This is a genomic window from Roseivirga sp. UBA838 (assembly GCF_002296035.1).
Classification (GTDB): domain Bacteria; phylum Bacteroidota; class Bacteroidia; order Cytophagales; family Cyclobacteriaceae; genus Roseivirga; species Roseivirga thermotolerans.
In genome coordinates, this window is the sequence record NZ_DBHC01000042.1 from 70,170 (window position 1) to 91,129 (window position 20,960).

The 20,960-nt window shown below is 44.1% G+C and carries 22 protein-coding genes; 21 read left to right on the plus strand and 1 reads right to left on the minus strand.

Translation table 11 applies throughout. The features are described 5' to 3' along the window. Positions 1-45 precede the first annotated feature (45 nt). From B3O12_RS15360 to dnaK, 20 genes are all read left to right on the plus strand, one after another. Complete coding sequence (locus B3O12_RS15360) at positions 46-234, plus strand: hypothetical protein (RefSeq protein WP_286756940.1); 189 nt, start codon at positions 46-48, stop codon at positions 232-234. Positions 235-270: 36 nt separating this feature from the next. Beyond that, complete coding sequence (locus tag B3O12_RS15365; protein ID WP_286756941.1) at positions 271-1,803, plus strand: Do family serine endopeptidase; 1,533 nt, start codon at positions 271-273, stop codon at positions 1,801-1,803. A gap of 108 nt (positions 1,804-1,911) precedes the next feature. Further along, the gene (locus B3O12_RS15370) at positions 1,912-2,595 is read left to right on the plus strand and encodes a Crp/Fnr family transcriptional regulator (RefSeq protein WP_286756942.1); all 684 of its coding nucleotides are present in this window, start codon (positions 1,912-1,914) and stop codon (positions 2,593-2,595) included. Positions 2,596-2,740: 145 nt separating this feature from the next. After that, complete coding sequence (locus tag B3O12_RS15375) at positions 2,741-3,100, plus strand: Hsp20/alpha crystallin family protein (RefSeq protein WP_286756943.1); 360 nt, start codon at positions 2,741-2,743, stop codon at positions 3,098-3,100. A 147-nt stretch (positions 3,101-3,247) separates the two neighbouring features. Continuing rightward, the gene (locus B3O12_RS15380; RefSeq protein ID WP_286756944.1) at positions 3,248-3,685 is read left to right on the plus strand and encodes an Hsp20/alpha crystallin family protein; all 438 of its coding nucleotides are present in this window, start codon (positions 3,248-3,250) and stop codon (positions 3,683-3,685) included. Positions 3,686-3,712: 27 nt separating this feature from the next. Next, a complete protein-coding gene (locus B3O12_RS15385) occupies positions 3,713-4,651 on the plus strand; it encodes a YfdX family protein (RefSeq protein WP_286756945.1) in 939 nt (312 codons plus the stop codon). A gap of 148 nt (positions 4,652-4,799) precedes the next feature. Beyond that, positions 4,800-5,498, plus strand: a complete 699-nt coding sequence (locus tag B3O12_RS15390; protein WP_286756946.1) for a zinc metallopeptidase — start codon at positions 4,800-4,802, stop codon at positions 5,496-5,498. Continuing rightward, entirely contained in the window at positions 5,498-6,469 is a 972-nt protein-coding gene (locus B3O12_RS15395; protein WP_348655425.1) for a J domain-containing protein, read from the plus strand. Before B3O12_RS15390 ends, B3O12_RS15395 begins: the two co-directional genes overlap by 1 nt. Then, on the plus strand, positions 6,469-8,367 hold the full coding sequence (gene ftsH / locus B3O12_RS15400) for an ATP-dependent zinc metalloprotease FtsH (protein WP_286756948.1): 1,899 nt from the start codon (positions 6,469-6,471) through the stop codon (positions 8,365-8,367). Before B3O12_RS15395 ends, ftsH begins: the two co-directional genes overlap by 1 nt. Further along, positions 8,364-8,648, plus strand: a complete 285-nt coding sequence (locus B3O12_RS15405; protein ID WP_286756949.1) for a phosphoribosylpyrophosphate synthetase — start codon at positions 8,364-8,366, stop codon at positions 8,646-8,648. Before ftsH ends, B3O12_RS15405 begins: the two co-directional genes overlap by 4 nt. 84 nt (positions 8,649-8,732) lie before the next feature. After that, positions 8,733-9,032, plus strand: coding sequence for a thioredoxin (gene trxA, locus B3O12_RS15410; protein ID WP_286756950.1), 300 nt, complete (start codon positions 8,733-8,735; stop codon positions 9,030-9,032). Between the two features lie 5 nt (positions 9,033-9,037). Beyond that, the gene (locus B3O12_RS15415; protein WP_286756951.1) at positions 9,038-9,289 is read left to right on the plus strand and encodes a hypothetical protein; all 252 of its coding nucleotides are present in this window, start codon (positions 9,038-9,040) and stop codon (positions 9,287-9,289) included. Positions 9,290-9,310: 21 nt separating this feature from the next. After that, positions 9,311-11,941: an ATP-dependent chaperone ClpB gene (gene clpB / locus B3O12_RS15420; protein ID WP_286756952.1), complete on the plus strand. Its 2,631-nt coding sequence runs from the start codon at positions 9,311-9,313 to the stop codon at positions 11,939-11,941. Between the two features lie 65 nt (positions 11,942-12,006). Continuing rightward, positions 12,007-13,014 carry a sigma-70 family RNA polymerase sigma factor gene (locus tag B3O12_RS15425; protein ID WP_286756953.1) on the plus strand — a complete coding sequence of 336 codons (1,008 nt, stop codon included), beginning with the start codon at positions 12,007-12,009 and terminating at the stop codon, positions 13,012-13,014. Continuing rightward, positions 13,001-13,360, plus strand: coding sequence for a hypothetical protein (locus tag B3O12_RS15430; RefSeq protein WP_286756954.1), 360 nt, complete (start codon positions 13,001-13,003; stop codon positions 13,358-13,360). The genes B3O12_RS15425 and B3O12_RS15430 overlap by 14 nt, the downstream gene beginning before the upstream one ends. A 4-nt stretch (positions 13,361-13,364) precedes the next feature. Further along, positions 13,365-14,618 carry a cation:proton antiporter gene (locus tag B3O12_RS15435; protein ID WP_286756955.1) on the plus strand — a complete coding sequence of 418 codons (1,254 nt, stop codon included), beginning with the start codon at positions 13,365-13,367 and terminating at the stop codon, positions 14,616-14,618. An 11-nt stretch (positions 14,619-14,629) separates the two neighbouring features. Further along, positions 14,630-15,232, plus strand: a complete 603-nt coding sequence (locus tag B3O12_RS15440; protein WP_286756956.1) for an HdeD family acid-resistance protein — start codon at positions 14,630-14,632, stop codon at positions 15,230-15,232. Positions 15,233-15,252: 20 nt separating this feature from the next. Further along, positions 15,253-16,440, plus strand: a complete 1,188-nt coding sequence (locus tag B3O12_RS15445) for a cation:proton antiporter (RefSeq protein WP_286756957.1) — start codon at positions 15,253-15,255, stop codon at positions 16,438-16,440. A gap of 142 nt (positions 16,441-16,582) precedes the next feature. Continuing rightward, positions 16,583-16,990 carry a mechanosensitive ion channel domain-containing protein gene (locus B3O12_RS15450; RefSeq protein WP_286756958.1) on the plus strand — a complete coding sequence of 136 codons (408 nt, stop codon included), beginning with the start codon at positions 16,583-16,585 and terminating at the stop codon, positions 16,988-16,990. Between the two features lie 125 nt (positions 16,991-17,115). Continuing rightward, positions 17,116-19,023, plus strand: coding sequence for a molecular chaperone DnaK (gene dnaK, locus B3O12_RS15455; RefSeq protein WP_286756959.1), 1,908 nt, complete (start codon positions 17,116-17,118; stop codon positions 19,021-19,023). A 66-nt stretch (positions 19,024-19,089) separates the two neighbouring features. Here dnaK and B3O12_RS15460 read toward each other — a convergent pair whose 3' ends face one another. Next, positions 19,090-19,965, minus strand: a complete 876-nt coding sequence (locus B3O12_RS15460) for a diacylglycerol/lipid kinase family protein (RefSeq protein ID WP_286756960.1) — start codon at positions 19,963-19,965, stop codon at positions 19,090-19,092. Between the two features lie 172 nt (positions 19,966-20,137). On the opposite strand from B3O12_RS15460, the gene B3O12_RS15465 reads away from it, so the two are divergent. After that, a complete protein-coding gene (locus B3O12_RS15465; protein ID WP_286756961.1) occupies positions 20,138-20,947 on the plus strand; it encodes a phosphatase domain-containing protein in 810 nt (269 codons plus the stop codon). Positions 20,948-20,960 lie beyond the last annotated feature (13 nt).

Consider the following 20,960-nt stretch of genomic DNA (forward strand, 5'->3'; position numbering starts at 1 on the left):
TTTCTGATTTTAGAGTTGCTAAAATTTTAAAAAAAGGAGGTTGATATGGACAAGTTAGCTTTGGGTCTTAGCCTGGTCACGCTTCTCTGTATCCCCCTCTTCTTCGCCATCAGTTATGCAATGGGGCTTTTAGAAGAGTGGAAAGAAGTGAAAAGACCATTTTCTTCAAAGACACTAAAAATGACGAAGAAGCTTGATTTGAATCAAGACCCGGATTGGAAACAAGCTGCATAATTGTAAATGAATGTTTAACCTAAAAAGGATATTAAAATGAAAAATCACATCGTTTCTGGTATCATCGCACTGATCGTTTCTTTGGGTGTGATTTGGATCGCCCCAGAGGTAGTGCCTGGTGCGAAAACGCTAAAAATAGAACACATTAACGGTACACCTTCTAAAGGTGCTTTATACACCCTTGATGAGAATAATGAGATTGTGCCATTGGATTTTACTGCAGTATCTGAAAAAGTGATGGATGCGGTGGTACACATTAAGTCAACGCAAACCAGTAACTATACTGCGCGAGGTCAGCAGCAATACCGTCAACTACCAGATCCGTTCAGAGACTTTTTCGGTGATGACTTCTTTGATCAGTTTTTTGGTCGCCCCGATCAAGGACAGAGATACTATCGCTACGAAACGCCACAGCAGCCACAAGTACGTGTAGGCACTGGTTCGGGCGTAATCATCAACAGAGAAGGTTACATCGTGACGAACAACCACGTAATTGCGGATGCAGATGATATTGAAGTTACGCTTCACGACAACCGCACTTACAAAGCCACAGTGGTAGGTACAGATCCTAGTACTGACCTGGCACTGATACAGATCAAAGAAAAAGGCCTTCCTTCATTGCCGCTGGTAAATTCAGATGATGTAAAAGTAGGTGAGTGGGTGCTCGCAGTAGGTAATCCTTTCAATCTGAACTCCACCGTTACAGCAGGTATTGTAAGCGCTAAATCCAGGAACATAAACATTCTGAGAGATCAGTATGCGATTGAGTCCTTCATTCAAACCGATGCAGCGATCAACCCTGGCAACAGTGGTGGTGCGCTGGTAAATCTCCAAGGCGGCCTGGTGGGAATTAACACAGCCATTGCCAGCCCTACCGGAGCGTATGCAGGTTATGGATTTGCCGTTCCTTCCAATATTGTAAATAAGGTGGTAGAAGACCTGCTCAAGTACGGGGTGGTACAGCGTGGGTACTTAGGAGTGACCATCCGCGGCATTGATGGCAACCTGGCCAAGGAAAAGAACCTGGAAGTAACCAAAGGAGTTTATGTTGATAGTGTAGCTGAAAACGGTGCCGCAAAAGTAGCAGGAATTGAAAGCGGGGATGTAATACTTGCAGTAGATGATGAGGAAGTAAGTACTGCTCCTGAATTGCAGGAAATGATTGCTCGTCACCGTCCGGGAGATATTGTGAAATTGCGAATTGACCGGAATGGTAAAGAAATGGAGGTGAAAGTTGAGCTAAAAAACCGTGAGGGCGAAACTAAGTTTCTGGCAAAAAACCGTAAAGAGATATTCAACATACTCGGTGCTGAATTTGAAGATGTGGATAAAGATCTTGCCAGAAAACTGGACATAGATGGTGGAGTGAAAGTGAAAAAGCTCTATGCCGGTAAGCTAATGAAGCATACCGAAATGCGAGAGGGATTTATCATCACCAAGGTTGATGGCCGTGTGATAAAAGACACTGAAGAGCTGGCTAAAGCCTTGGAAAATAAGAAAGGCGGTGTGCTGGTAGAGGGTGTTTATGAAGATATTCCAGGCACTTACTATTATGCATTTGGCTTATAAGTGTCATATTTAGGCAGACGGGGGTTAAGCAAACGCTCCCCCTGCCTGCCTCTTAAAAGAAGATGTTAGGAGTTATTTAAGGTATCGCATGGTTGTCTGTTAGACGAAATGAACCCAGGAAAGAACATATCGACCAAGTTATTTACCCAGCCGAGAGAAGGGTTTGAAGCGGAGGTGGCCAATACCTTCAAAGTAAAAACTTTCAAAAAGGGAGAGTTTATTTACCGAAAAGGTGACATCCCAAAAGAAGTATACTTTATGAAGTATGGTTGGGTGAAAATTGTTCGGTATGACGAAGCTGGCAATGAAATAGTTCTAAAGATTTTAGGCAACAATGAGTTAATTGGGTATGTCCCTTTACTTCAGGAAATGAAGTATACTAACTATGCCCAAGCCCTGGAATATTGCGAGCTTTATTTCATTCCTAAGGAAAAGTTCCTCGCTCTCCTACACAAAAGTGCTGACTTTACAAAGTTGATCATTCAGATGCTATGTAAAGAGCTCTGGAGTGATGAGGAGCAGATTGTCAACCTGCATTCCAAAAAAATAGATCACAGGCTCGCTACTTTGCTACTGGGTTTGGAGCAGGCTTCTGATCACAGTCCCGTACATGATGACAGCCTGATCAGATTACCAAAAAAAGATATGGCAAAAATTATCAATGTGAGCCCGGAAACATTGAGCAGGTACCTTACCAGGTTTCACGACTCTGGATTGATTAATTCTGTGGATGGAACCATTGAACTCCTGGAAAAAGAAAAATTGCACCAGATGTCAAATCTGGAGCATTGAAAAGATGTGAAAAAAATGAAAATGAATTGGATGACTTGATTTGAATCAAGACTTGTGAAATACGGAATAATGATGTTTGAATGGAATTAATGTTTCACTAAAAAAATTTAAAGCTATGGCGTTTATCAGAACAAATTATCCAATTATGAGCAGTTTGCTTGACGATTTCTTCGGTACTGATCTTTCAGACTGGAGAAGTCAAAATTATTCTTCTACCAACACCACACTTCCTAAAGTCAATATCAAGGAAGATGAGAATGGTTTTGTAGTAGAAATGGCTGCACCAGGCTTGAAAAAGGGTGATTTCAACATCCAACTGGACCAAAACCTTCTGACCATTTCTTCTGAAAAGCAAGAAGAGCAAAAAGAAGCGGATGGCAAGGAAAAGGATAGCACCCGTTATACCAGGCGTGAGTTTGCCTACCAGGCGTTTACCCGCTCGTTCACATTGCCGGAAAGTGCTGCCGGAGACAAGATCAGTGCTTCGTATGAAGACGGTATTTAGAGCATTTCTATCCCTAAAAAGGAAGAGGCCAAGCCACAACCTCCGCGAAACATTGAGATTGCTTAAAAAAGTTAAAGGTCGGGAGATAGCCTCGGCTAGTCTCCTGAACTGAATTAAATGAATTGTTGAACCTAAAGAGTTTAAGAGATGGATTTATTCAAATGGACTAAAAACTTAAAACCAAAGTTTCCCAACATAGTGGAGAAATTCTTTGGTAAAAAGATAGATGACCAGGTAAGTGATACAGAAGTCATTGCCAGTGTGCCTTCTGTAAACATCAGCGACAAGGGAAAAACCTTTGAAGTATCAGTGGCAGTACCCGGCATAGATAAAAAAGACATAAAGCTGGAAGTGCGAGACAACTGCCTGATCATTTCGTCTGAAAAGCAATACGAAAAAGAAGAGAACGAAGGCAACTGGATGCGAAGGGAATACGGCTATGCTTCGTTCCAGCGTATGTTTCAGCTCCCTGAAAATGCCAACCCGGATGAGATTGACGCCTCCATGAAAAATGGCGTGCTCAAAATCAAGGTAGGCAAATTGAAAGGGAAGGAAACTAGTAAAAAGGCTATAGAAATTAAGTAATTTTTCTCAAAAAAAATGGAAATCAAAATGAAACGATATAGCTCTATTTTACTCATGCTCCTGGCAATGGCAGCCTTTGTCAGTTGTAGCGATCAAAACAAAAGTAAAGAGGACAACCCAAGTCAGTCAGAAGAAGTGCGGATGGAAAAACCTGATGAGTTGGGCATGAGTGCCGACTCTTTACAAGACCAGGTGCAGCAGGAAGCCATTGATGCCGTAGAGTCTTCTAAGGATGGATTAGTAGTTGAAGCTGTTGATGCATTGGAACAGGTGTACATAGCGCTAGACTCTTTGGCAAATGAGAACTCAGATGCTGCATTAGAGGCCCTGGAAAAAGCCACAGGCAAATTTGAAATCCTTCTGGCAAGAGATCCGAGTCTGGCTTTTGTGCCCATAGACGCTTCTGTAAAGACGGTAGACCTGGTAGCTGACTTGGAAACCATCAAGACCATCAAAAAAGCAGCCCGAAAAGCTATCAAAGAAGACCGATTCCAGGCGTTGAGGGATGAGCTGACCAGCCTGGCCAGTGAGATTCAGGTAACTACGGTAGAGATGCCATTGGCTACTTTTCCGCCAGCGATGAAAAGAGCAGCTGCTTTAGTGGAAAAAGATGATCTGGAAGGTGCAAAGGACATTCTCTATACTGCGCTGAATACACTGATCGTAAAAGAAGAGCGCATCCCGCTACCTATACTGAGAGCACAAGCTATGGTTGACCAGGCAAAGAGCGATGATGCCTCTGATGAGGATAAAAAGAAAGAAGTATTGCAGCTACTGGAAAATGCTGAATACCAATTGATTTTGGCCGAAGAGCTGGGTTATGGAGAGCGTGATGAGGAGTATGGAGAATTAAACAAAGCCATCAAAGAACTGAAAAAGTCAGTCGAAGACGATGGAGATTCTCAAGGCTTGTTCGATTTGCTGAAAACCAAGCTCTCTGACTTTAGAAAAAGAATAGCTTCTTAAATAAAACTGCGAAGAGCATTAAAGTAGCTTAGGAAGGTTTAAAAAGGGGCTGTTCGCAGAGTGAAGTTCCTTTTTATTGAAAAAGAATGGCGCAAAGCGCTGCCATATATGTACTGGCTGATAAAGGGTATTTAAAAGTTTAATCATTATGGTACTTTGGTTGATTTTTGGGGTCTTTTTTATTCTTAGTTTGATTGCCGGTGGGCGCTTAAAGTCCAAATTCAGGGAGTATTCGTCCATCCCTACGGCAAATGGTATGAGTGGCGCTGAGGTGGCTCAAAAAATGCTTCGAGATTACGGCATATATGATGTTCGCATCACTTCCGTTGAAGGCACACTGACTGACCACTATAACCCACAGACAAAAACAGTCAATTTAAGTCAGGATGTGTATTACGGTGCTCATGTAGCGGCTGCTGCGGTGGCTGCTCATGAGGTGGGACATGCCGTACAACATGCCACCGCTTATGCATGGCTTGGGTTCAGAAGTGCCTTGGTACCTATTCAAAATATCAGCGCTACCATCCTGAATTTTATTTTCATTGGGATGTTTTTCGGATCGTTTATGTTGGGTCATATCTTCCCAATGCAAACAGCGCTTCTGGTCATTGTTGCCTGCTATGCTATTTTCACCCTGTTTGCGCTGGTCACTTTACCCGTAGAGTTTGATGCCAGCAAGCGAGCTTTAGCGTGGCTGAATCAGGCTGGAATCACAGATTATTATTCACATCCTAAAGCGGTGAAAGCACTCAACCTGGCAGCATCTACCTATGTGATTGCAGCATTATCCTCGCTTGCCACCTTATTGTACTACTTATTGATGTTGTTGGGATCTAATGATGAATAATGATGGACTACAAGGATTACTATAAAATACTAGGTGTCGCCAAGACAGCTTCTCAGGACGAGATCAAAAAGGCTTACAGAAAGCTGGCTGTGAAATACCATCCGGATAAAAATCCTGGAGATAAGGTGGCCGAAGAAAAATTCAAGGAGATCGGTGAGGCTAATGAGGTATTAAGTGATCCTGAGAAAAGAAAGCTGTATGATCAGTTAGGTGCTAACTGGAAGCAATACAAAGATGCAGGCTATGACCCGTCTGCAGGGGCTGGTCGGGCCAGGTATTCACAAGGAGGTCCTGACGGGCAATACTATTATGAATTTGAAGGAGACCCTTCCGAATTTTTTGGAGGAGGTGGTAGCGGCTTTTCAGACTTCTTCGAATCTTTCTTCGGAGGAGGTTCCCGGAAGGGACGTGGTTTTTCAGGCTCGGGCGGATTCTCAGGTTTTGGTGCGGACATACCTGGAAATGACCTGGCTGGGGAAATCAGTATTTCACTACAGGAAGCCCATACAGGAACCGAGCGTATTGTGGATCTGGGCAGTGAAAAAATCAAACTAAAAATCAAGCCTGGGGCGTACACAGGGTTAAAACTGCGCGCCAAAGGAAAAGGTGAAAAAGGAAGAGGCGGTAAGGCAGGTGATTTGTTCATCACCATTCATGTGTCTCCACACCCTGTCTATGAACGCAAAGGCAATGACCTGTACATGGAGGCACACGTGGATTTGTTTACAGCTCTTTTAGGAGGCAAGCAGGAAATCCAGACTCTGTCCGGAAGGGTAAACATCACGATCCCGGAAGGTATGCAAAGCGGAAAACAAATACGGCTGAAAGGAAAAGGTATGCCTGTTTACGGCAAATCGTCTTATGGCGATCTGTATGTGAAACTAAACGTGAAACTGCCAGAGAAATTAACTGGTGAGCAAAAGGAACTTATTAAAAAATTGAAAGACAGTTTTCAAGGAACATATGCATAATGACCAAAAGAGCAAAATATAACTGGACGTATTGGTTGGCCGTGATCACATTCTTCTTTGGGCTACAGATACTCTTTTTCCCGGATACTTCTGGAAACAGAGAATTATCATATAAAGTTTTTCTGGACACCTTAAAGTCAGGCGAAGTAGAGAAAGCGGTGATTTTTCAGGACCGCATCGTTGGGCAGTTTAGGGAAAGAAAAGACACCACCAAGCAGGAGTTGACAGATGCACCCAGCACCCCATGGCGCATTCGTATTCCAAGCATTGAAGAGCAGGTCAGGCGCCAGTTTACAGTCAGCCGCATTCCTGATATGAAGGACGAGCAATTGCTGGATTTACTAAATCAGTCGGGGGTTGATTATAAAGGACAGTTTGAAAACAACAGCATCCGGAACTTCTTTCTCAATTGGATATTGCCATTTCTCGTTTTGATGCTGATTTGGGGCTTCTTATTCCGCAGGATGGGACCAGGCAATCCTATGATCGATCTGGGCAGAAACAAAGCCAAGATACAGGCAGAGAAACCCAAAGACCCGGTCAAGTTTACGGATGTGGCCGGTGTAGATGAGGCCGTAGAGGAAGTGAAGGAACTGGTAGAGTTTCTGAAAACCCCTAAAAAATATACGCAGCTTGGAGGTAAGCTTCCTAAGGGTGTTTTGTTGGTCGGTCCTCCGGGAACCGGAAAGACTCTACTGGCCAAAGCAGTAGCAGGTGAGGCAGGGGTGCCATTTTTTAGCCTGAGCGGCTCAGACTTTGTGGAGATGTTTGTGGGCGTAGGAGCCGCTCGGGTAAGGGATCTTTTCAACCAGGCCAAGGCCCAGGCCCCCTGCATCATCTTCATTGACGAGATAGATGCCATTGGCAAGAGCAGGGCGCAAAATGCAGCCTATGGGGGCGGCTATGATGAGCGGGAAAACACCCTCAACCAGCTATTAGTGGAGATGGACGGGTTTGACGCTAACTCAGGGGTGATCATCATGGCAGCTACTAACCGACCGGATGTACTGGATCCGGCATTGCTCCGTCCCGGTCGTTTTGATCGGCAGGTACTGGTGGATAAGCCCGACATGAAAGGCCGTGAACAAATATTCAAAGTACATACCCGCAAGCTGAAGCTCAGCGCAAAAACCGATTTGAAACGACTGGCTGCCCAGACTCCAGGATTTGCCGGTGCAGAGATTGCCAATGTATGCAACGAGGCGGCCATCCTGGCGGTGAGAAACAATCGGGAAGAGGTGACTATGGGCGATTTTGAGGCAGCCATCGAGCGGGTGATAGCCGGACTGGAAAAGAAAAATAAACTCATCAACGAGAATGAACGCAAGATTGTGGCCTATCATGAAAGTGGCCATGCCATTGTAGGGTATTTCACTCCCGGAGCAGATGAAGTGCAAAAGGTGAGCATCGTACCCCGTGGTATCGGTGCTCTTGGCTACACCCTGCAGATGCCGCTGGAAGATCGCTACCTGATGTCTAAGTCGGAATTGCTCGGCAAGATCAAAGGGCTACTTGGAGGTCGTGCTGCAGAGGAGTTGATCTTCGGGGAAGTGTCCACTGGAGCATCCAATGACCTGGAGCGGGTGGCACAGCTAGCACGAAACATGATCGTGGTGTATGGCATGAGCGAAAAACTGCCCAATATCTCCCTGGTCAACAAATCCAATCCAGGGTTTTTAGGGCAATCAGCGGGTCTGGAGCGCAGGTCTGAATACGTAGAAAGGCAAATCGATGAAGAAGTAAGTCAGATCATCAATCAATGCTATGAAGAGGCTAAAAAACTGCTTGCGGAGAAACAGGACCTGCTGGAGAAGATGGCGCATATCCTGCTCGATCAGGAGGTGATCAGTCATGAAGAGATCAAAAAAATATTGGGTGAAAAGAAACAACCTGCATGACGATGGATACCGTATTGGAAATCATTAAAAAACTCCAGGATAAGGGGTACCATATTGACTACAACAAGTCGCCTAACTTGAAGAAGCTCGAAAAAACTCCACAGCTTTTCAAGGTGGATGAAATTTTTCGGTATGAAGGTTTAACTGACCCGGAAGATGAAACTATCGTATATGCCATCTCTTCGGGTATAAATAATCAAAAAGGGATTCTTGTGAACGGCTATGGTATTTATGCCCTACCCGAAGTGGAGGAAATAATCAACAAATTGAATGCATCATGAAATGCCCACGAGAATGGCTTCTCACACAGGGGAATGATTATAAAGGGCATTCCATCTGGCCGCTAAAAATCAAATTATAAACAGATGAAAGGAAACTTTAACAATATCATCAATGGAGATCAGCCTGTGTTGGTAGACTTCTATGCTGACTGGTGTGGCCCCTGCAAAATGCAAGCCCCCATACTGAAAGAGGTATCCTCTGAAATTGGAGGAAAGGCACGCATCATCAAAATAGATGTGGACAAAAACCAGCCCATTGCACAGCAGTACCAGGTACGTGGTGTGCCTACCTTGATCTTGTTTAAAAAAGGGCAGCCCCTATGGAGACAATCCGGAGTGGCAACCAAACAACAGTTAATTGATTTGATCAACCAAAACGCATAAAGACCATGTTTAAAACAACCGCATATTACGACCGTTTGACCAGCTTTTTCAGTACCCCCTGGTGGATGTACCTGCTCATGGGGATCAATTTCATCCTCCTTGCAGTGCTGATCATGTTGTACCCGGAATTATTAGCCTATCTCGTAGCAGGATTTCTTCTGTTCAACGGATTGCTGATGGTCATTCTGGCCTTCCGGTACAGAAGCCTGCGTAAGAGAAATCGTGGATGGCAGGAAGAATTTTGGATAGAAGTGTAAAACCTAAAAACTGATATAGATATGCAACTGGATAAATTTACCATAAAATCACAGGAAGCGATTCAACGGGCACAGCAGCTCGCCATGGAAAAAGAGCATCAGGCCATAGAGTGTGGCCACCTCCTACAAGGCATCATGGAGGTAGATGAAAACGTTCTTCCTTTCATCTTTAAGAAACAGGCGATCAATGAGCAAAACGTCAGTGCAGCATTGGATCGCATCGTTTCCGGCTATGCCAAAGTGAGTGGCGGGCAGCAATACCTGAGCCGCACAGCCAATGAAGCCCTGTCCAAAGCGCAAGGTGCTGCCAAACACATGAAAGACGAGTACGTCTCACTGGAGCACCTCATTATGGGTTTGATGAAGGTCAATGACCCGGTTTCCAGCCTGCTCAAAGACAGTGGCCTGAATGAAAAAGACCTGGCCGCTGCTATCACAGAGCTGCGCAAAGGTGGCCGGGTGACCAGCCACAGTGCTGAAGACACCTACAACTCCCTTTCCAAGTATGCCATCAACCTCAATGAAAGGGCACAAAGTGGCAAGCTTGACCCTGTAATTGGAAGGGACGAAGAAATCAGAAGAGTATTACAAATTCTTGCTAGAAGAAGTAAAAACAACCCGATACTGGTGGGTGAACCCGGTGTTGGTAAAACCGCTATTGCAGAAGGTATTGCTTTCCGTATTGTAAACGGTGATGTGCCGGACGACCTGCTTTCTAAAGAAATCTATTCGCTTGATATGGGAGCGCTCATAGCCGGGGCTAAATACAAGGGCGAATTTGAAGAGCGACTCAAAGCAGTGGTGAAAGAGGTAACCGAATCAGATGGACGCATCATTCTCTTCATTGACGAGATCCATACACTTGTGGGTGCCGGTGGTGGTGGAGAAGGCGCTATGGATGCCGCCAACATACTAAAACCTGCATTAGCCCGTGGTGAACTGCGAGCCGTGGGAGCCACTACCCTCAATGAGTTTCAAAAGTACTTTGAGAAAGATAAGGCCTTGGAGAGACGCTTCCAGAAAGTGTTCGTGGATGAACCTTCTGAAGAAGATGCCATTTCGATCCTTCGGGGGATCAAAGAACGGTACGAAAACTACCACAAGATCCGTATCAAAGACGAGGCGATTGTGGCTGCCGCACAGCTATCCATACGCTACATCTCTGATCGCTATTTGCCAGATAAAGCCATCGACCTCATTGATGAAGCTGCAGCTCACTTACGGTTGGAGATGAACTCCAAACCGGAAGAGATTGATGTGCTGGATAGAAAAATCCAGCAATTAGAGATCGAACGAGAGGCCTTCAAGCGAGAAAAAGACAAAGAGCGGTTGAAGCACATCGCAAAACAACTGGCCGATCTGGAAGAAGAGCGGAAGCAATTAATGGCGCTGTGGGAAGATGAGAAAGCTGTGGTGGTCAATATCCAGAACATCAAACAAAGCATCGAGGATCTAAAGTACCAGGCTGAGAAAGCAGAACGTGAAGGCGATTTTGGCAAAGTGGCAGAGATCCGTTATGGTGAGCTGCCTAAGAAGGAAGAAGAGCTGAAAAAAGCGGTTGCCAAGCTGCAAGCGTACGAAACGAAAGGAAAACGACTAGTGCGCGAGGAGATTACAGCCGAAGATATCGCTGAGGTAATTTCCAGATGGACTGGCATACCTGTGAGCAAGATGCTGCAGAGCGAAAAGGAAAAGCTGCTTCACATTGAAGAAGAGCTACACAAACGAGTGGTAGGTCAGGAAGAAGCCATCCATGCGGTAGCTTCTGCAATCCGCAGAAGTCGAACCGGACTGTCAGATGAAAATCGACCGATTGGATCCTTCTTATTTCTGGGTACTACCGGGGTGGGTAAAACAGAGCTGGCCAAAGCATTGGCAGAGTACCTCTTTGATGATGAAAAGCTGATGACCCGCATCGATATGAGTGAGTACCAGGAGCGACATGCCGTATCTCGTTTGGTGGGAGCGCCTCCGGGCTATGTGGGCTATGATGAAGGTGGACAACTCACCGAGGCAGTAAGACGAAAACCCTACTCTGTGGTGTTGTTAGATGAAATTGAAAAGGCTCATCCTGACACCTTCAATATCCTACTCCAGGTTTTGGAAGATGGCCGGCTAACTGATAACAAAGGTCGGGTAGCCAATTTCAAAAACACCATTATCATCATGACTTCCAATATGGGCTCGGATATCATTCGGGACAACTTTGCTGAAATGACTGAGAAAAATGCTGAAGAGGTCATCGAAAAAACAAAGAATCAGGTGTTTGATCTGCTAAAAGTTAGCATCCGGCCTGAGTTTCTCAACCGGATCGATGAGACCATCATGTTCCGGCCGCTTTCCAAAAAAGACCTGGAAGGCATTATTCGTATTCAATTGGATGGTCTGCTTAAGGTACTAGCCAAGCAAAACATCACCTTCCAGGTTACAGACGATTGTCTGGACTATTTGCAGACGGAAGGATTTGATGCACAGTTTGGCGCCCGTCCGTTGAAGCGTGTCATTCAGCGTAAGATCCTGGATGAGCTTTCCATAGCAATGCTGGAAGACAGGGTGCAACCCGATTCACACATTGTGATTGATGCCATTGATAACAAGATTGTATTTCGCAAACCTGTAAACGAAAAAGAAGAAATGAGTTTTGAAGCCTGATAGATTCCTCTCCACGTAGTTGGAGAGGACAGAGTTATGTCGTTGAACCTTTAATTCTCAAAAAAATGAAAGTGACGATACACAACAAGCATCTCCTGAAAGGAGACGGTCAAATCAGCCAGTTTGAAGAGGCCATCAAACATCATCAGAATTGGTTTGAAAAACTAAATGCCCTGGTCAATTTAAACCGGCTGGACGCTTACCTTACCGAGCAACCTGGCGGTCTGAAAGCGACTTTTTATTTAAAGCAAAGTCATAACCAGATTTTTGTGGAGGCAGAAGGAAAAGATCCTGCCGTATTAGCAGAGCAGTTGATGACCCGGTTAAAATCCCGGTATTTGAGGCAATTGATCTCTTCACGAAAAAGAATTAGGCTTGATGTTGCCCGGGACAACCTCAGTCAGCTCGAAAACCTGAAAAAGCAGGAAGACCGGGAGCATTTTGGATTCCTGGTGAAGCAACTGCTTCCGGCCATCAGGGGTTTTGTGGCGCGCTATTTATCACATACTAATTCCAAGGTCACCAAAGAGTTTACCATCGATGACCTTGTAGATGAGATATATATAGCACTTTATGACAGGTTTGACGAGCGTCCGCAAAAGACCAGTGAGTTCTCGCCCTGGAGTTTCCAAATAGCTCGTGAAAAATTGGATGACTTCCTTGAAAATTATGGCACTAAAGATGGAGAGGTATCGCTGGAAAAGCTGGCGGCAGAGGAGTTGAAAAATCTGGAAGAGAAATTTACTGCTGATGCCGAAGGTGAGCTGATCATGCAGGAAGACCTAGATGATACTTTTTATACCAACGGACAAATGGGCAATGAAATCCTTACCAATGATGCGCTGCTTGATCTTCCCGAGGAAGTAGAGATAGAGCCTGTAGTAAATGAAGTACTGGCAGAGGCTGGAGAGACAAATAAATTGGCCTTTGAACTATTCTGGCTGCATGAAATGACGGCTAACGAAATCGCCAAGGCCTTACGACTGCAAATTGAAACCGTTGTGAACATTATAGATAATGTAACCAATAGCATAGTATCCAGATTAAAATCCGTATCCCATGAAGACAAATGAAATACTGGTCCTGGATGACCAGCGAGTGCCCAGGCACATTAGGGACTTTATAGAAGCCATCGAGGAACTCGATATGCAGTTCACTTCTGCTTCGCTAGAAAACATTTACCAGTCAGACCGTGACATGGAAATGGCCATTGCCAGGGCCATGCGGGTATGTAGCAATATCGGTCTGCCATTGGAACGGCACTTTCGCAGAAGGTACCTGGCCAACGAAATTCTGCACACCCTGGAAACGGACTGGCGAATGTCGAAAGTGGCCTACTGCTTGACGTTGATGAACGGCAACCCGGACAATCCGATGGTGGGGCGCATCCAATGGGAGTTACTAAAGAGAATGGTTTGAGCTGATGTACGGAGAATTGATACTCATAACAGGTGCCATGCTGCTGGTAGGCTTCCTACTTGGACTGGGAGCGGAAAAAATCGGATTGCCTAAGGTGACAGGCTACCTGGTTGCTGGACTATTCCTTAATCCACGGCTTTTCAGTTATATTCCTGAGGCATTTCCGGTTCACACCGAACCTATTATAGACCTTTGTCTGGCCTTTATCACTTTTGAGGTGGGTTTCAATCTCTCTGTAAGCAAAATAAAAAGACACGACACCAAGTTGTTAACCGTATCTTTCCTTGAATCATTTGGAGCCTTTTTGGTAGTCTTATTAGGGTTTCTCTTCATTGCTCCCTATTTGATCAATGACATACCCACAGATAATTTTATAGCGCTCTCCATCCCGTTTAGTTTATTGCTGGCGGCACTCGCATCCCCTACCGATCCATCGGCCACTCTGGCTGTAATGCATCAGTACAAAGCCAAAGGCCCTGTTTCAGATACGATTTTGGGTTGTGCAGCTTTTGATGATGCTTTTACTCTTATTATTTATAGCATTTGCTTTACGCTAGCGAGTATGTTCATGGGAGATTCGGCTGTATCTTTTGGCAATGTTTTTAGCAATGGGATACTGTCCATTGCCGGAGCGGTAGCGGTAGGGGTTGCTATAGGTTTTATTTTCAATTTTTTGACTCAAAGATTGGCCATTAGTTCCGAGGGGCAATTGCTGGTGCTGTTGCTGGCCGCTATTAGCCTGGCATTCGGGGTAAGCAGTCTATTCGCTTTTGATGAGTTACTGAGTACCCTTGGAGTGGGTGTTGTGGCCGCTAATTTCAACCTTCAACGCAGGTTGCTGAAAGAGGTAGTAGAAAGGTACACCGAAGAGTTGATCTTTATCTTCTTCTTTGTAGTGAGTACCATGCATCTGGAATATTCTTCATTAGCCAGTTACTGGCACTACATATTGCTTTTTGTATTACTTCGGGCCATTGGAAAATATGTGGGCGCTTTTGCAGGATTATCCATTACAAAAGCTGACAAGCTCTCTCGCAGGTACACCTTCGCCGGGTTGCTGCCGCAAGGGGGTATTGTAATGGGCTTGGCGCTTATGATGCAAAAAGACCCTCGTTTTGATGCTTTTTCTGCTATACTAGTGAGTACCATTATGGGAGCCACTATTATTCATGAGTTTGCAGGGCCGGTTGCTGCCAGGTGGGGATTGGTAAAAGCTGGTGAGGTTACTCTTGATAATACAAAAATTAATGTTATCTAAAACTAATACTTATGACAACAATAGAAATAAAAGAAGGACAATCATTCCAATCTACATTATCTACCAATTGGTGGACATTCATTATCCGAGGAGTGCTTGCGCTCATATTTGCTGTCCTGGCCTTTGTTTTACCTTTTTCTGCCGTTCTTGCCTTAGCGATTGTCTTTGGAGCATTCGCCATAATGGATGGGTTTTTTGGAATTGTAGGTGCTGTGAGAAGAATAAAAAAGGGGAAACGATGGGGGTGGCTCCTATTTAGCGGCATACTTGGCCTATTGGCTGGAGTATTCATAATTATCTCTCCACTGGTGGCCACTATAGTTCTTGCCAGTTTTCTCTGGGCCAGCATTGGACTATGGTCTGTTTTCATGGGTGTAACAGAGATTGTTACCGCCATTCGATTGCGTAAAGAAATAAAAGGTGAAATATGGATGGCGCTAAGTGGAGTTTTCTCTCTTCTACTTGGAGGAATCATAATATGGATGCTTTTAACCCAACCTGAAGAAGTATTGTTAGCATCCGGATGGTTGCTCGGGTTTAATGCTTTATTCTCGGCTGTCACCTATTTTATGCTTGGCTTTAAGCTTAGAAAAGAAATGAAAGCTTCTAAATAGTAGATAAAAAACATTTCAGAATGACTCACGGAATACTCGATGGTCTGGTTGTTTTGTCGCTTACCGTACTGTTACTCGCTTTGTTTTTGAAGCGGGTAAAGCAGCCTTATTTTATTGCCTACATTGTTGCCGGGATAATCCTGGGACCGGAAGTATTGGGGGTAATCCAAAAAACAACCACCATCGAGCAATTGGGAGAACTGGGCGTCATTTTGCTGCTGTTCTTCATTGGTGCAGAGATTAATTTGCCAGATCTCTCAAAAAACATAAAGAAACCACTGCTGGGCACACTCACCCAAGTGGTATTGAGTTTTGTTTTCATGGTGGGTATTGGCCATTTTATGGATTGGTCATGGAAGGTCACCATACTGCTGAGCTTCGTGATCAGCCTGAGTAGCTCTGCCATCATCTTTCAATATTTATCAAAAACAGGACAAATACATAGTAAACTGGGCTTGCTAACCTCCGGGGTATTGATCATGCAGGACATCCTGATTGTGCCCATGATGCTAGTGCTAAGTTTCATGGCCAAGGGGGAACTGGAAGTTAGGGAGTTGATTAAAACGGTAATAGGCGGTCTGCTTGTGCTGCTATTTATCCGGGCAGCCGTGATCAAAAAGCTTGTGAAAATACCTTTCAAAGAAGACCTCTCCAAAGATCACGACTTACAGGTTTTCATCGGGTTATTGCTATGCTTTGGGTTGGCATGGATCACCCATTGGTTTGGAATCTCCGCTGGCCTGGGTGCATTTCTGGCAGGTATCTGGATAGGTCAGGACAAAGCCACCAAATGGCTGGATCATGCATTGGTACCTTTTCGGGTTTTCTTTTTGGCTTTTTTCTTCTTGTCGGTTGGCCTCCAACTAGACTTGGATTTTTTAAGGACGCACCTTGGCACCATTTCCTTAATCACACTTTCGGTTCTAGTCATCAATAGTCTGATCAATGCCTTCATCTTTAGAGGAATGGGCAGTACCTGGCGCGATAGCGTGTATGCCGGGGCCTTACTTTCCCAAATCGGGGAGTTCAGCTTTGTGCTGGTAAATGTAGCAACAACACTTGGCCTTATTGGTGACTACAGCTTCCAGATCACGTTGGCTGTTATCACCGTTTCAATGATGCTGACAACTATTTGGATTTCCATTATTCAGACATCTATATATAAGCTACCTGACAAGATTTCTTTACCTCAGAAAACCATTTTTTAGGGAAAAAGTTAAAGAATCAATAGATATGACCTGGAATGAAATACAATACTTTTTAGAAGCTCATTTTAATACTCTTCAGTGGCTACTCACCTTTTTGATCCTGATAATGGTGCTTATTGTGAGGTCTCTGGTTCGTAAAAGATTGAATAATTTGTTGGTTCAACACGGGTATGAGGCGCACCGGGCGATACTTACGCGCAGGATACTTAATTTTGGCGTTTATTTGTCAGCTATAGTTGCAATAATGTCGATTTGGGGAGCCAGTGTCGAAAATATCTGGTTCTATTTTAGTAGCATACTGGCAGTCATTGCGGTTGGCTTTTTTGCTACCTGGAGCATATTAAGCAATATTGTTGCTGGCCTTTTAATTTACACTTCAAACCCCTCCAGGAAAGGGTCTACCATTAAATTATTTGATCCGGAGATCAAAGCTATGGTGAAAGATATTAATCTACTCTATACCCAACTGGAAGATGAAGAAGGTGTTACCCAGGTGCCAAATAGTGTGTTTTTCCAGCAAAGCTTTAAGGGTTTGGAAAACCAGCCATAATGGCATTATTTTTTTATTCCTTTGGTCAAAAAATGTCATTTTGTCTGTCTCTTTGGCCTGGTATTTAAATTGAATTAATGACTTGCGAAAACTATTTGAATTAAAAAATTAAAAATCATAAGTAAATGGGAAAGATAATAGGTATTGACTTAGGAACCACCAACTCCTGCGTGGCGGTAATGGAGGGCAATCAGCCCGTGGTTATTCCAAACAGTGAAGGCAAGAGAACCACCCCTTCCATTGTGGCCTTTTTGGAGAATGATGAGATAAAAGTGGGCGACCCTGCAAAACGTCAGGCAGTAACCAACCCACAGAATACCATAAGCTCTGTGAAGCGCTTTATGGGAAAAAAAATCGGAGATGTAAAAGCAGAATTGAAAAACATCTCTTACAAAGTAGAGCCTGGGCCTAATGATACCGTGAAGATCAAAATCGGTAAAAAAAGCTATACCCCTCAGGAGATTTCAGCCCTGATCTTGCAAAAGATGAAAACTACCGCAGAGGAATTTACCGGACAGGACATCAAAGAGGCAGTTATCACTGTGCCGGCATACTTTAATGATGCCGAGCGACAAGCTACCAAAGAAGCCGGTCAGATTGCCGGTCTGGATGTAAAAAGGATCATCAATGAGCCTACCGCTGCTGCATTGGCTTATGGCCTGGACAAGAAAAACAAGGAGATGAAAATTGCGGTGTATGACCTGGGTGGTGGTACATTCGATATTTCTATTCTTGAGCTTGGAGACGGTGTTTTTGAGGTTAAATCAACCAACGGTGACGTACACTTAGGTGGTGATGACTTTGATGATGTAATTATCAACTGGTTGGCAGAAGAGTTTCAAAAAGATGAAGGGGTAGACCTGAAAAAAGACCCGATGGCGCTTCAGCGATTGAAAGAAGCCGCTGAAAAAGCAAAAATTGAGCTTTCAAGTTCATCAGAAACTGAAATCAACTTGCCATATATTATGCCGGTAGATGGTGTGCCTAAGCACCTGGTGAAGAAACTAACAAGAGCTAAGTTCGAGCAGTTGTCAGATGATCTCATCAAGCGAACCATGAAACCAGTGGAAGCTGCTTTGAAAGATGCCGGACTTTCTACTTCTGATATAGACGAGGTGATTTTAGTGGGAGGATCTACCCGTATCCCTAAAATCCAGGAAGAAGTAGAGAAGTTCTTCGGGAAAAAGCCTTCCAAAGGTGTGAACCCGGATGAGGTGGTCGCTTTAGGTGCAGCAATCCAGGGAGGCGTGCTTACCGGTGAGGTGAAAGATGTATTGCTTCTTGATGTCACTCCATTGTCTCTGGGTATTGAAACTATGGGCGGTGTATTTACCAAATTGATAGAAGCGAATACGACTATTCCTGCTAAAAAATCAGAGGTATTCTCGACTGCTGCGGATAACCAGCCTTCTGTAGAAGTGCATGTGTTGCAAGGTGAGCGACCCATGGCCAAGGACAACAAAACCATCGGACGCTTCCACCTGGACGGTATTCCACCTGCACCAAGAGGAATCCCTCAGATCGAGGTAACCTTTGACATTGATGCAAACGGTATTTTGAATGTATCAGCTAAAGACAAAGGCACAGGTAAAGAGCAAAAGATCAGAATCGAGGCTTCTTCAGGTTTGACTGAAGAGGAAATCCAACGAATGAAGCAGGAAGCAGAAGCTAACGCTGAGGCAGATAAGCAAGCCAGGGAAAAAGTGGATAAGCTAAACCAGGCGGATTCATTGATCTTCCAAACTGAAAAGCAACTTTCAGAAATTGGTAACAAGCTTTCTGAAGGCAATAAATCTGCGATTGAAGGGGCTTTGAAAAAGTTGAAGGAAGCACACCAGAAACAGGACATTGCTGCTATAGAACCAGCCATGGGAGAGTTGAATAACCTATGGCAGGCTGCTTCTCAGGAAATCTACCAGGCGCAGCAAGCCGGAGGTAGCACTGAAAGTAATGCTGATGCGGGAGCAGGTGCTGAAAACACTTCGGATGAAGCTACCGATGTAGAGTTTGAAGAAGTCGATGAGACCAAGTAATAATCTTTCCCATTACTTAGGTGAAGTTGAAACGGGGTGGCCAGCGATGGCCGCCCCGTTTTTTATCTATGGCACCAGCACATTGATTGCATTTTCAACGATACCAACTGACACTTCACTTAACCGGCCTTGTACTTGCCCATCTACCTGAAAATATTGAGGAGTTTTTGTAGCTATGTGAGCTTTTTTAGCTTTAATAATCTCTACATAAGGAGAATTTTCAAGACTTCCCAAAAAAGCTGAAAGCGTTAGGTTAACTAATTTCACACGGGGGATAGGCTTAAATACTACGATTTCAAAGTACCCGTCATGGAGCTTGCTCGATGGACTAACTACGGCACCGGTTCCATACCTTGCAGCATTGGCTATAACGATCATTTCCGCTTCCCTTTCTATGGTTTTTCCATTGACTGATAGTTCATACGAAGCTACGGTTTCATCACTCAATGATTTGAAAAAAGCTTTTGCATAGGAGATCATTCCACGAGTGCCCTGCTTCTCAAATTCTGCAATCATTTTTGCATTGAACCCAAAATCACTTAAATGAAACGAATAGAGGGAGTCATTAAATCTCACCCCATCAATGGCCAGTAATTTATTCCTGTTTAAAACCTCAAGTGCCTCGTTAATGCTAGAGGGGATTTTCAATTCTGTAGCCAGGCCATTAGCCGAACCAGCAGGGATAAGGCCTAATTTCACTTGTGACCCTAACACTAGGCTTGCAACAAGATTAAAGGTACCATCCCCTCCACATACAATCACCCGTTCCGGCTGATATAGGTCAATGGTTTGCTTAATGGTGACCTCATCATTTTTATCGGTAGTATACAAAACAGCGTAAGGCGTCCTCCTCTTTAAAGAAAATTGCGAAATAGCATTGGCAATGGTTATTTTGTCTGTGTCTCCGGAGATGGGGTTGATGATGAATAAATCTATGTTCATTTAATGTCGAGATAACTAACATACAGATTACTTAATTGTGAAAATACAGAAAATCATACCGTATGTAGGCTATGGAAAGCCAAATGAAGTTTATTTGATGGGTTCGGTCATTCTCGAAAGGGAAAAAATAAAAAGTCATGCATTGGATTCCAGATGGAGCAATTCGAAAAGAATGATCCAAAACTTTTCTTCCCGGCCCATTAAAAATTGTTCCATATCAGTTACTGTTAATGAAAAAAAACTTGTTGCCCAAACCGATGATCGGGGCTATTTTGAGACTAAGTTTCAATTTGAGGATGACCTGGAGGAAGGCTGGCATACGGCCTATTACGAGGTGGTGGATGGGCCGGATATGGAAGGAAAAACCGGAAAATTCCTGATTGTGGGTAAGGAATCCAGCATGGGGATCATTTCAGACATTGATGATACCATCGTGAAATCTTATGCCTACACGTTTTTTAAGAAATTATGGGTACTGCTTACAAAAAATGAAACAACCAGGAAGCTGACGCAAAACATCCATACGTTTTATAACAAATTGCATGCCGAAGAAAATCCTTTCTTTTATGTGAGCAGCAGTGAGCGTAATCTCTATACCTTTTGGGTTACATTATTACAAGAAAGAGGCTTTCCTGATGGCCCTCTTTTGCTTAACCGATCAAAATTTGGAATCAAGCAATTACTCTTTTCAGGCAAAGGACACCATGAAGGCAAATACCAAAGCATCGTTCATTTGCTTTCATTGTATCGCCAAATGAAATTTGTATTGATAGGAGACAATGGCCAAAGGGATATACATATCTATGCGAGCATAGTCGAGCAGTTTCCTGACCAGATTGCTTCGGTATACATTGTGAAAGTAAAAGAGAGACACCTGAGTAGTACTGTCAGGCATACGTTCAAAAAGTCCGGGGTGGATGTTGTCATTACGAAAGACATTGATGAAGCCCTATCCCATGCCAGGTTGAAAGAGATTATTTAGTAGATATTCAGCT